Origin of the sequence: Pseudothauera hydrothermalis, from assembly GCF_003345255.1 — a bacterium.
Classification (GTDB): Bacteria; Pseudomonadota; Gammaproteobacteria; order Burkholderiales; family Rhodocyclaceae; genus Pseudothauera; species Pseudothauera hydrothermalis.
Window position 1 is genome coordinate 1,493,025 of record NZ_CP029331.1, and the last position, 11,752, is coordinate 1,504,776.

Genomic DNA, 11,752 nt, shown 5'->3' on the forward strand with positions numbered 1-11,752 from the left:
CAGCGCAACCATGCCCCATCGCATTCTCAACGTTGCCGAACACGGCATGCTCGACGCCTACGAGGCGCAACTGAAGGCGCGTGGTTACAAGTCCGATCCCGCGCAGCGCGCCGCCGCGCAGCGGCTGCAGCGCTTATACACCGAGTTGCTGGCGTTCAAAGCGGCCCGCCGCTCGGTGATCCGCAAGATTTTTGCCCGCCCGCACATGCCGCGCAGTGTGTACTTTTGGGGCGGTGTCGGGCGCGGTAAAAGCTTTTTGATGGACTGCTTTTTTGAGGCCGTGCCCTACCGGCGTAAGCGCCGGGTGCATTTCCACGCTTTCATGCAGGAAGTGCAAAACGATCTCAAGCAACACAATCATGAACCCGATCCCCTGCAAAAGGTGGCCGACCGCATCGCCCGCCAAACCCGTCTGCTCTGTTTTGACGAGTTTCATGTGTCGGACATCGCCGATGCAATGATCCTCGGCCGCCTGCTGGAAGCGCTGTTCGCCCGCGGGGTGATCTTTGTAATGACCTCGAATTACCCGCCGGACGGTCTTTATCCCAATGGCCTGATGCGGATCAACTTTTTGCCCACCATCGAGATGATCAAGCGCCGCTTCGATGTGTTCGAGGTCGATCATGGCACCGATTATCGTCTGCGCACTCTGGAGCGGATCGAGATCTACCTGGTGCCGCACGACGAGGCGGCTGTCGCCAAGATGCGCGAAGATTTCCGCCGGCTGGCCGGCAACGCAGGCGAGAGCGGCGAAATCGAAGTCCTGGGACGCACGCTGCCGGTGTTGCGTAAAGCGCCGGGGGTGATCTGGTTCGACTTTGCTACGCTCTGTGGCGGCCCGCGGTCGCAGAACGACTACCTGGAAATCGCGCGTGAACATCACACTTTGTTTCTGTCCGACGTGCCCAGAATGAGCCCAGGGCAGGCATCCGAGGCGCGTCGCTTCACATGGTTGATCGACGTACTGTATGACCACCGGGTCAAGTTGATCATGAGTGCCGCGGTCGAAGCGCCCGAGCTCTACACCGAAGGGCAGAATGCGCATGAGTTCGTGCGCACCGTGAGCCGCCTGATCGAGATGCGCACCCGGGATTACCTTGCCGAGGCGCACCGGGTGGAGTAGGGCGGTTTATCGTGGATTCACAGGCGGTTGAAAAACATCGCGCGCACGGCTTGACGATTCAGCGCTAAGTAACCTGGGTGCATCCGCTCGATGGGCAAGCAGACTCCGGGCCGTACAACGGCACCGAGCCTCCATCGCAGTGCTTCTCAACGGTCTGTTAAACCCGCACGTCGATGTTTTGGCCGAGATGGGCGGGGGCTGAAGGCGCGGTTTGCGGCAGGGCGGCGATCAGTTGCGCGGCCTGTTGCGCCTGAAGCTCGAGTGCTTTTTTCAGTACCAGCGTGCTTACCGCATCGGCTACTCGCGCTTGGCTTAGACTGGAAGCAATGCTGGCTGCGGAGCTGACATTCATGGTGATACACCCTCTTTTTGCCACCGGCTGCCGGCCGGATGGCCGTATGGCTTGCCATTCTAACCTCGCGCCGTACGTGCGGGGTTTACCGCTGGGTGGCCGCTGGCTGTTCTGGTTTCGTGCGCTGATATTACTTGGTTTGTTGGCGCCGTGGTCGCTGCCGGCTGCGGAACTGCCGCTGGAGATCATTGAGCTACGCCACCGTCAAGCCGAGGACTTGCTACCGGTGCTGCGCACCATGGTCGCACCGGGTGGGCGTGTTTCCGGCATGCAGCATAAGCTGTTCATCCGCAGTACCGCGGACAATCTTGCCCAGTTGCGGGCAGCGCTGGCGGAATTGGATCAACCGGCGGTGCGTCTTTTGATCTCGATACGTCAATCTGCGGCGCAGATCGAGCACAGGCGCGGGGCCGATGTTCATGGACGCATCGGCAATGAGCGGATAAGCATCGAAAGCCCGCCAGCCGGTGCCGGCATGCGCAACTCAGGCGTCGAGCTACAGATCGGCGGCGGGTATCGACAACACAACATGCAGGCGGTGCAACAGGTGCAGACCATCGAAGGCGGACAGGCTTACATCCATACCGGAGTTTCCGTGCCGGTACCGTTACGGCGACGCTGGTTGTCGGCCGATGGCGTGGTGTTGTCCGACACCGTAATTTGGCGTGACCTGGGTACTGGCTTCAACGCCGTGCCGCGTATCCTTGGCGACCGGGTGCGCATCGAGATCAGTCCCTATGATGAAGAGCCGCTGTCGGTACCGGGTGCCGCCGCGGTGCGTCGGCTGAGCACCACGGTGGAGGGCCGTTTGGGGGAATGGATTGCGCTGGGCGCCAGCGCGCTGGATGGGGCAGACACTGAAGCGGCCATCACCTCTCGCGAAGCGGCCGAGGCCAGCCGCAGTAATGCGCTGTGGCTGAAGGTCGAACGCTTGGACTGAGCATGTCGCCGGCCACATCGGTCCGTATCGACTGCGGGGCGGTGATAGCATTGCGGCTTTGCGTTGATATTTTTGATGCCAGATGAGTGCTGTCGAACAGGCTTTTGCGCCGGATGGCCCCCTGGCCAAAGCCATCCCGACCTTTCGGGCGCGCGCGCAGCAGGTCGAGATGGCCGGACTGATCGACCAGGCCCTGCGCGAGCACCGCGTGCTGGTGGCCGAAGCGGGCACCGGAACCGGCAAGACCTTCGCCTATCTGGTGCCGGCGCTGCTCTCTGGCGGTAAGGTGATCATTTCCACCGGCACCAAAACCTTGCAAGACCAGCTCTTCAACCGCGACCTGCCAATGGTGCGCGCGGCGCTCAAGGTGCCAGTGAGCATTGCGCTGCTCAAGGGGCGGGCCAACTATGTGTGCCCCTACCACTTGGCGCGGCACGCTGCCGACGGGCGCTTCATCAGCCCCCAGGATGCGGCCGATCTGCGCGCCATCGCACGTTTTGCGCAAACTACGCAAACCGGCGACAAAGCCGAATGCACCGCGGTACGCGAAGACTCACCGGCATGGCTGGCTGCCACCTCGACGCGCGACAACTGCCTTGGCCAAGACTGCCCGAATGTCAAAGAATGCTTCGTGCTCGCCGCCCGCCGTGCGGCAATGGAGGCTGACGTGGTGGTGGTCAACCACCACCTGTTTTTCGCCGATGTGATGCTGCGCGACGAAGGCATGGGCGAGCTGCTGCCGGCCTGCAATGCGGTCATTTTCGACGAGGCTCACCAACTGCCGGAGACCGCCAGCCTGTTTTTTGGCCAGAGTGTGTCCACTGGTCAGGCGCTGGATCTGGCGCGCGACACACGCTCGGAGACGATTGCCGCAGCGCCCGATTGCCGCGACCTGATCGATGCTACGCGTGCGCTGGAAAAGGCCGCCCGCGACCTGCGCCTGGTCTTTGGTAGCGAATCGGCCCGTCTGTCGGCCGCCCAAGCGGAGGCCCTGCCGGAATTCGATGCCAAGGTGCAGGCGTTGGCCGACGAGCTCGCCCGCATCGAGGCCGTGCTCGAAACCCAGGCCGAACGCTCCGAAGGTCTGGCCAACTGCCTGCGGCGCGTCCAGGAGATGGGCGAACGCCTCACCCATTGGCGCCAACCCGAAGACACCGAACTGATCCGCTGGGCCGAAGTATTCTCCCAATCGGTGGCGCTCAATGCCACGCCGCTATATGTCTCGGACGTCTTTCGGCGGCAGCTCGAAGGCCATCTGCGCGCCTGGATTTTCACCTCGGCCACGCTCGCGGTGGGGCAGGACTTTGGTCACTACTGCCGCGAGCTGGGACTGGCCTGGTTGGAACCGCCGCCGCTCACCGCGGTATGGGGTAGTCCTTTCGATTACGGTCAGCAGGCGCTCCTGTACGCACCGCAGGGCATGCCCGACCCCAACGCGCCCGACTACAGCGAAGCGGTGGCACGTAAAGCGCTGCCGCTGATCCGCGCCGCGCGCGGGCGCGCCTTCGTGCTGTGCACCTCGCTGCGCGCCATGCGCCGGGTGCATCAGCTGCTTGCCGACGGCTTGAGCGCAGCCGGCGAGCAACTGCCGCTGCTACTGCAGGGCGAAGGTTCGCGCACCGAATTGCTGGCGCGGTTTCGACGTTTAGGCAATGCGGTGCTGGTGGCCAGCCAAAGTTTCTGGGAAGGCGTGGATGTGCCGGGGGATGCGCTGTCGCTGGTGGTGATCGATAAACTGCCATTTGCTCCGCCGGATGATCCGGTACTCGCTGCGCGTGTCGAGCACCTGCAAAAAAGCGGGCGCAATCCCTTCATCCACTACCAGCTACCCCGGACCGTGATCAACATGAAACAAGGGGCCGGCCGGCTCATCCGCAGTGAGCATGACCGCGGCGTGTTGTGTATTTGCGACCCGCGGATGGTGGATAAACCCTACGGCAAGGTGGTGTGGCGCAGCTTGCCACCGATGCGCCGCACCCGGGTCGAAGCGGAGGCGGTCGAATTTTTGATGCAACTGCCACCGCCTATCTCGCCCTGATCGGCCCAAGCGGGCGAACCTCTCGCTTCGAGACGCACTCTCAAACAACACTGCACAACAACAACATTTCTCCCCCAATGGATCATCTGGTCTTTGACAACCGCTTCGTCCGCGAGCTACCCGGCGACCCCAGCGACGCACCGCATGTACGCCAGGTTTTGGGCGCCTGCTACTCGCGGGTGCAGCCGACGCCGGTGAGGGCGCCGGAACTGGTTGCCTGGTCGCGCGAAGTGGCCGCGATGCTCGATCTAGACGAGCAGGACATTCGCTCGCCGCGCTTTACGCAAGTATTTGTCGGCAACGCGCTCTTGCCGGGTATGGCGCCGTATGCCGCCTGCTACGGCGGCCATCAGTTTGGCGCCTGGGCAGGGCAGCTTGGCGACGGGCGGGCAATATGCCTGGGGGAAGTGATCAATTCCCGCGGGGAGCGCCTGGAACTGCAGCTCAAAGGCGCCGGCCCCACGCCTTACGCCCGCCGCGCCGATGGACGTGCAGTGCTGCGCTCGTCTCTGCGCGAGTTTCTCTGCAGCGAGGCCATGCACCACCTGGGCGTACCCACCACCCGGGCGCTGTCCTTGATTGCCACCGGTGAGACCGTGGTGCGCGATATGTTCTACGACGGCTATCCCGCTCCGGAACCCGGCGCGGTGGTGTGCCGTGTCGCGCCGTCTTTCATCCGTTTTGGTAATTTTGAAATTTTCGCCGCCCGCGGCGAACTCGATGTGCTTGAAAAACTGGTCGATTTCACCATAGCGCGCGACTTTCCGTGGATCGAGGGCAGCGTACCGCAACGCCGCGCAGCCTGGTTCATCGAGGTGTGTGAGCGCACTGCGCGGCTGATAGCGCACTGGATGCGGGTGGGTTTTGTCCATGGCGTGATGAATACCGACAACATGTCGATCCTCGGGCTCACCATCGATTACGGCCCTTATGGATGGATCGAAAACTTCGACCGCGACTGGACACCCAACACCACCGACGAGGCCACACGACGTTATCGCTTCGGTTACCAGCCGCGCATTGCGCAATGGAATCTGCTGCAACTGGCCAATGCGCTGTATCCCGTGTTTGGCGTCAGCGAGCCGCTGCAAGCGGGACTGGACCGCTATCTGGCGGTGTTCGAGGCCGAGAATCGGCGCATGCTGGCCGACAAACTTGGGATGGCACACTTTGACGATGACGACGCCACCCGGGTGGAGGCGCTGTTCAAACTGATGACCAAGGCCGAGCTTGATATGACCATTTTCTTTCGCCAGCTTGCCCAGCTCGATCCGGATGCGCCCTCACTGGCGCCCTTGGAAGAAGCGTTCTACTCGCCGGACAAGCGTGCGCTGCATGGGCCCGAAGTGCTTGCCTGGCTCAACGATTACGCCGCACGCTTGCGCGCCGAAGGGCGTCCGGCGCAAATACGGCGCGCACAAATGAATGCCGCCAACCCGCGTTATGTTTTGCGCAACTGGCTGGCACAAGAAGCCATCGATGCCGCGGAAAAAGGGGATTACAGTCGGGTGGCGGACACCCTGGAAGTCATGCGCCGGCCCTATCGGGAACAACCCGGGCGCGAGCACTTCGCATCCCGACGCCCTGACTGGGCGCGCAACCGTCCCGGATGTTCGATGCTCTCATGTAGTTCCTGAATCGATCCGCTCGTGGCTGCACCCTAGACCTTGATGCGCATCATGCGCTGCTTTTCACGCTCCCAGTCGCGCTTTTTCTCGCTTTCACGTTTGTCATATTGTTTTTTACCCTTGGCCAGGCCGATGGTCGCCTTGATCCGGCCCTTGCTGTAATGCAGATCCAGCGGCACCAGGGCATAGCCCGCGCGTTCGACCTTGCCGATGAGTTTGTCGATTTCGTGGGCGTGAAGCAGCAGCTTACGGGTGCGGGTGGGGTCGGCGTGGACATGGGTCGATGCGCTGGCTAGCGGTGTGATGTGCATGCCGAAAAGGAAGATTTCGCCATTGCGAATGACGACGTAAGATTCCTTGATGTTGGCGCGGCCGGCGCGGATGGCCTTGACCTCCCAGCCTTCGAGGACGATACCGGCCTCATGCTTTTCCTCGATGAAATAGTCGTGAAAGGCCTTGCGGTTGTCGATGATGCTCATGATTTATTTGGCGCAGGCGGCACCGTTGCGGTGCGAAATCAAGTACGGCGGCTTTGCGGTAGAATCGCGCATTCTAGCAGCTCGCCCACGCCCGCATCATGGCCGAAGTCAACAAGCTCGTTCTCATTGAATTCACTCCGGCGCAGATGTTCGAACTGGTCGACCGTTGCGAGGACTATCCGCAGTTTTTGCCCTGGTGCGGCGGCGCGGAAGTGCACACCCGCACCGACACGCAAACGGTAGCAACCATCCATATCAACTATCACGGCATCAAGGCGCACTTTAGCACCGAGAACGAAAAACGCCCCCCGCACGAAATGCTGATCCGCCTGAAGGAAGGGCCTTTTCGCCACCTGAACGGGCACTGGCGCTTTACTGCGTTGGGCGATGCCGCCTGTAAAATCGAATTTGGCCTGCATTACGAATTTTCCAGCAAATTGCTGGAAAAGGCGCTGGGGCCGGTGTTCAACCACATCGCCAACACTTTTGTCGATTCTTTCGTCAAGCGCGCGATGCAGGTGTATGCAAAGGACTGAACAAGTGGCCGACCGTATCAACGTGGAAGTAAGCTACGCGCTGCCGCACCGTCAGGAGATCGTGCGCCTGACTTTGCCCCTTGGCGCGACCGTCTTCGACGCAGTGCAAGCATCGGGTTTATTGCAGAAATACCCTGAGATCGACCTCGAAGGGCAAAATAAACTCGGTATCTACGCCAAACTGACCAAGCCCGATACCGTATTGCGCGACCGCGACCGGGTGGAAATCTACCGTCCGCTGATTGCCGATCCCAAGGCAGTGCGTAAAAAACGCGCCGATGAAGGCAAGGCCATGAAAAAAGGCGGTGCGTCCGATCAGGGCTGATGCGTGTTTCAGGCCGGTGACAGGCAGCCGTCACCGGCATTCTTGTTCGATATAAGCCTGCACTTTTTCGGTTTCTTGTGCGCGCTGGGCATCGTCGAGGATTTCCCGGCTGCCGTCTTCTTTGAAGCGGGCCACCCGTTGTCCGCTTTGCAGGGCTGCCAACTGGGCACGCGCCTGGCTGCAGGCGCGCTCACGCTCTTGAGCGCGCTTGGCCTCGGCGTCGGCCTTGACCTTGGCTTCCGCTTCTTCCGCCCGACGTTTACGGAATTCCGCCTCACGATCGGCTAAAGACGGCGCCGTTGCCGGCTGGGCGGCATCCTTTCCGGCTTCGGCCTGTGTAGGTTCGGCCGGCGGTGGCGTGCGGCGCGCCGGACTGACCACCTTGACCTCTCCGGATTTAGGCGGTGTGTCCGAGTAATGCGTGCGGCCGTCTTTGTCGGTCCAGGTATAAATCTGCGCCCACGCGGGGCAGGCGGCCAACAGCGCGCCGCACCACAACAGGTTGCGGGACAGGCGGGCGAATGGGGTTTTGTGCATGACCATGACGATAAAGGCTTCCGGGATCCTGCGCCAGTGTGCCGCGCACACGATGCGAGGCGGTCTGTATAATACGGATTTGGCCGAAAGGAAAGAAGCCATGCGAGTGATTCAGAAGGCGCTGACCTTCGACGACGTCCTTCTCATCCCCGCCCATTCCAGCGTCCTGCCCAAGGATGTCAGTCTTCAGACCCGCCTGAGCCGCCGGATCGCCATCAACCTGCCGTTGGTTTCTGCGGCCATGGACACCGTGACCGAAGCCCGTCTGGCCATTGCGCTGGCTCAAGAGGGTGGCATCGGCATCGTGCACAAGAACCTCTCCGCCAAGGAGCAGGCTGCCGAGGTGCTCAAAGTCAAGCGTTTTGAGTCGGGGGTGCTGAAAGACCCGATGACCATCCCGCCGACCATGAGCGTGCGCGAAGTCATGGCGCTGACCCGGCAAAACAAGTTTTCCGGTCTGCCGGTGGTTGAAGGACGCAAGGTCGTGGGGATCGTCACCAACCGCGATTTGCGCTTCGAGACCAATCTCGACCAGCCGGTATCGGCCATCATGACCCCGCAGGAGCGCCTGGTAACCGTGCGCGAAGGAAGCAGCCTGGACGAGGCTCGGGCGTTGCTGCACAAGCATCGCCTGGAGCGTGTGCTGGTGGTCAACGACGCCGGCGAACTGTGCGGCCTGATCACCGTCAAGGACATGATGAAGGCCACCGAGCATCCGCAAGCGGCCAAGGATGAACAAGGCCGTCTGCGCGTCGGCGCGGCCATCGGCGTAGGCGCGGGCACCGAAGAACGCGCCGAGTTACTGGCCGAAGCCGGTGTGGATGTGATCGTGGTCGATACCGCTCACGGCCACTCGCAAGGCGTGCTCGATCGGGTCGCTTGGGTCAAGAAGCATTTCCCGCATATCGACGTGATCGGTGGCAACATTGCCACGGGCGACGCCGCGCGCGCCTTGGTCGATGCGGGTGCGGACGCGGTCAAAGTAGGCATCGGGCCGGGTTCGATTTGCACCACGCGCATCATCGCCGGTGTGGGGGTGCCGCAGATTACCGCCATCGACAATGTGGCCAGCGCGCTGGTGGCCTCCGGCGTTCCCCTGATTGCCGACGGCGGCATCCGTTTTTCTGGCGATATCGCCAAGGCAGTGGCCGCCGGCGCCAGTTCGGTCATGTTGGGTGGGCTGTTTGCCGGTACCGAAGAGGCACCGGGCGAAACGGTGCTCTTTCAGGGGCGTTCCTACAAGTCCTATCGTGGCATGGGGTCGCTAGGTGCCATGCAGCGGGGTGCTGCGGACCGCTATTTCCAAGACAGTAGCGCCAATGTGGAAAAACTGGTGCCCGAAGGCATCGAAGGCCGGGTGCCCTACAAAGGCCCGGTTACTGCGGTGATTCACCAACTGGTCGGCGGTCTGCGCGCCGCCATGGGCTACCTTGGCTGCGAGAGCATCGCCGCCATGCATGAGCGTGCGCAGTTTGTGGAAATCACCTCGGCCGGTGTGCGCGAATCCCATGTTCATGACGTACAGATTACCAAGGAAGCGCCCAACTACCACGTCGACTGACCGGCCCCGTTCCGTAGCAAGGCGGCCAATGCCGCCTTTATTCTTTTCCGCAAGGCCATTTTATGTCTCACCAGAAGATTCTCATCCTCGATTTCGGCTCCCAACTCTCGCAACTCATCGCCCGCCGAGTGCGCGAACAGCAGGTGTATTGCGAGCTGCATCCGTTCGATGTGTCCGATGCCTTCGTGCGGGAATTTGCCCCCGCAGGCATCATCCTGTCTGGCGGACCGAATTCGGTGTATCAGGCCGTGGACTGGAAAGCGCCGTCTGCGGTGTTCGAACTGGGCGTGCCGGTGCTGGGCATTTGCTATGGCATGCAAACCATGGCCGAGCAACTCGGCGGCAAAGTGGAAAGTGCCAGTAAGCGCGAATTCGGCTATGCCGAAATGCGCGCGCGCGGCCACTCAAAGCTCTTCGACGGCATCCAGGATCGCACTAACGACCAGGGCCACGGCCTGCTGGACGTATGGATGAGCCATGGCGACAAGGTCACCGAACTGCCGCCGGGCTTTTCCGTCATCGGCAGCAGTGAATCGTGTCCGATTGCGGCCATGGCCGATGAGGCGCGCGCATTCTATGGCGTGCAGTTTCATCCGGAGGTCACCCACACCCTCAAGGGCAAAGAAATCATCGCCCGCTTCGTGCATGAGATCTGCGGCTGTGGCCACGACTGGAACATGCCCGATTATGTGAGCGAGGCCGTGGAGAAAATCCGCGCACAGGTGGGCGACGAAGAGGTCATCCTGGGTTTGTCCGGCGGCGTGGATTCTTCGGTGGCCGCTGCCTTGATTCATCGCGCCATCGGCGACCAATTGACCTGCGTGTTTGTCGATAACGGCCTCTTGCGCCTGAACGAAGCCGCCCAAGTGATGCAAACCTTCGCCCGTTCGTTGGGCGTGAAGGTCATCCATGTCGATGCCGCCGAGCAGTTCATGCGCCAGCTCCAAGGCGTGTCCGACCCGGAGCAAAAACGCAAAATCATCGGCCGCGAATTCGTCGAGGTCTTCCAGGCCGAAGCGGCCAAACTGACCCGGGCGAAATGGCTGGCGCAAGGGACCATCTACCCGGACGTGATCGAATCGGCTGGAGCCAAAACCGGCAAAGCGCACGCCATCAAAAGCCATCACAACGTCGGCGGCCTGCCTGAGACGCTTAACCTCAAGCTTCTGGAGCCGCTGCGCGACCTGTTCAAGGACGAAGTGCGCGAACTCGGTATTGCACTTGGCTTGCCGCATGACATGGTCTATCGCCATCCTTTCCCAGGCCCCGGCCTGGGCGTGCGCATCCTGGGGGAAGTGAAGAAAGAATACGCCGACCTGTTGCGCCGTGCGGACGCCATTTTCATCGACGAACTACGCGCCGCCGACTGGTACGACAAAGTCAGCCAAGCCTTTGCGGTTTTCCTGCCGGTCAAAAGCGTCGGCGTGATGGGCGACGGGCGTACCTATGAATACGTGGTGGCGCTGCGCGCCGTGCAAACGCAGGATTTCATGACCGCGCACTGGGCCGAACTGCCCCACAGCCTGTTGGGCAAAGTCTCCAACCGCATCATCAACGAAGTGCGCGGCATCAACCGTGTGGTCTACGACATCTCGGGCAAACCGCCGGCAACGATCGAGTGGGAGTGAGTCGTGAATGAGTCGTAACGGGTATCGAGGACGGGCGAGGCGTTGAAAAATAGCAGTTTTTGTACTCGACGCAGCCATTGTTCCGTCAATGACTCCAGCGCAACATGAGCGAGCTGCACAACGATACCGATCGGGGTGCTTCCCCCAATCCGGCCAACGAGCGGCGTAAACAACTTGCCGCGCTCATCCCCGAAGCGTTTTCGAAGGGCGGCTCGACGTGGCCGCCCTCAAGCGCGACTGAATCGCCCCGGATTTCGCGGAAGACTCCGAGGAGCTAAGTGCTGGCACATTCTGCCTGCACGGTGAGTTGCTGATAATACCGATCCTCAGCCTGGGCGGGTGGGATGTATCCGAGGGGTTCGAAGAGTCGTTGGTGGTTGAACCAGGTCACCCATTCGAGGGTGGTCAGTTCCAGTGATTCCACCGTTTTCCAGGGTGCCCGGCGATGGATCAATTCGGCCTTGTAGAGGCCGTTGATGGTTTCGGCCAGGCGCTCGGTGTAGCGGATGGAAACGTATTGTGATCCACGATCCGAATGATGAATCAGGCTGCCATTGCGCACCGGCTGGCGGTCGTAAAGGGCTTGTTCGAGGTAACCGTCCGAG

At 61.5% G+C, this 11,752-nt stretch carries 11 protein-coding genes and 1 pseudogene; 8 read left to right on the forward strand and 4 right to left on the reverse strand.

The features are described 5' to 3' along the window. The first annotated feature begins 10 nt into the window (after positions 1 to 10). The gene (gene zapE / locus DIE29_RS07215) at positions 11 to 1,123 is read left to right on the forward strand and encodes a cell division protein ZapE (protein WP_114649570.1); all 1,113 of its coding nucleotides are present in this window, start codon (positions 11 to 13) and stop codon (positions 1,121 to 1,123) included. A 157-nt stretch (positions 1,124 to 1,280) separates the two neighbouring features. Here zapE and DIE29_RS07220 read toward each other — a convergent pair whose 3' ends face one another. Beyond that, positions 1,281 to 1,475 (reverse strand): putative motility protein, encoded by a 195-nt coding sequence (locus DIE29_RS07220; protein ID WP_114649571.1) that lies wholly within the window; start codon positions 1,473 to 1,475, stop codon positions 1,281 to 1,283. Between DIE29_RS07220 and DIE29_RS07225 the strand changes: the two genes are divergently transcribed. From DIE29_RS07225 to DIE29_RS07235, 3 genes are all read left to right on the forward strand, one after another. Continuing rightward, a complete protein-coding gene (locus DIE29_RS07225) occupies positions 1,474 to 2,415 on the forward strand; it encodes a secretin N-terminal domain-containing protein (protein ID WP_114649572.1) in 942 nt (313 codons plus the stop codon). The genes DIE29_RS07220 and DIE29_RS07225 overlap by 2 nt on opposite strands. A gap of 82 nt (positions 2,416 to 2,497) precedes the next feature. Then, positions 2,498 to 4,453, forward strand: coding sequence for an ATP-dependent DNA helicase (locus DIE29_RS07230; RefSeq protein ID WP_102041686.1), 1,956 nt, complete (start codon positions 2,498 to 2,500; stop codon positions 4,451 to 4,453). Positions 4,454 to 4,530: 77 nt separating this feature from the next. Further along, positions 4,531 to 6,090: a protein adenylyltransferase SelO gene (locus tag DIE29_RS07235; protein ID WP_102041687.1), complete on the forward strand. Its 1,560-nt coding sequence runs from the start codon at positions 4,531 to 4,533 to the stop codon at positions 6,088 to 6,090. A gap of 23 nt (positions 6,091 to 6,113) precedes the next feature. Here DIE29_RS07235 and smpB read toward each other — a convergent pair whose 3' ends face one another. Further along, a complete protein-coding gene (smpB, locus tag DIE29_RS07240; RefSeq protein ID WP_102041688.1) occupies positions 6,114 to 6,560 on the reverse strand; it encodes an SsrA-binding protein SmpB in 447 nt (148 codons plus the stop codon). A 98-nt stretch (positions 6,561 to 6,658) separates the two neighbouring features. On the opposite strand from smpB, the gene DIE29_RS07245 reads away from it, so the two are divergent. Together DIE29_RS07245 and DIE29_RS07250 are read left to right on the forward strand one after the other, a co-directional pair. Then, entirely contained in the window at positions 6,659 to 7,096 is a 438-nt protein-coding gene (locus tag DIE29_RS07245) for a type II toxin-antitoxin system RatA family toxin (protein ID WP_102041689.1), read from the forward strand. Between the two features lie 4 nt (positions 7,097 to 7,100). Then, on the forward strand, positions 7,101 to 7,421 hold the full coding sequence (locus tag DIE29_RS07250; protein ID WP_102043180.1) for an RnfH family protein: 321 nt from the start codon (positions 7,101 to 7,103) through the stop codon (positions 7,419 to 7,421). A gap of 30 nt (positions 7,422 to 7,451) precedes the next feature. Here DIE29_RS07250 and DIE29_RS07255 read toward each other — a convergent pair whose 3' ends face one another. After that, the gene (locus tag DIE29_RS07255; RefSeq protein WP_102043181.1) at positions 7,452 to 7,958 is read right to left on the reverse strand and encodes a DUF4124 domain-containing protein; all 507 of its coding nucleotides are present in this window, start codon (positions 7,956 to 7,958) and stop codon (positions 7,452 to 7,454) included. A gap of 100 nt (positions 7,959 to 8,058) precedes the next feature. Here DIE29_RS07255 and guaB point away from each other — a divergent pair, with 100 nt between their 5' ends. Beyond that, positions 8,059 to 9,519, forward strand: a complete 1,461-nt coding sequence (gene guaB, locus DIE29_RS07260; RefSeq protein WP_102043182.1) for an IMP dehydrogenase — start codon at positions 8,059 to 8,061, stop codon at positions 9,517 to 9,519. Between the two features lie 62 nt (positions 9,520 to 9,581). Further along, entirely contained in the window at positions 9,582 to 11,147 is a 1,566-nt protein-coding gene (gene guaA, locus DIE29_RS07265) for a glutamine-hydrolyzing GMP synthase (protein ID WP_114649573.1), read from the forward strand. Between the two features lie 274 nt (positions 11,148 to 11,421). Here guaA and DIE29_RS07270 read toward each other — a convergent pair. Further along, a pseudogene (locus DIE29_RS07270) lies at positions 11,422 to 11,739 on the reverse strand (IS3 family transposase); the annotation flags it as partial. Positions 11,740 to 11,752: the final 13 nt, after the last annotated feature.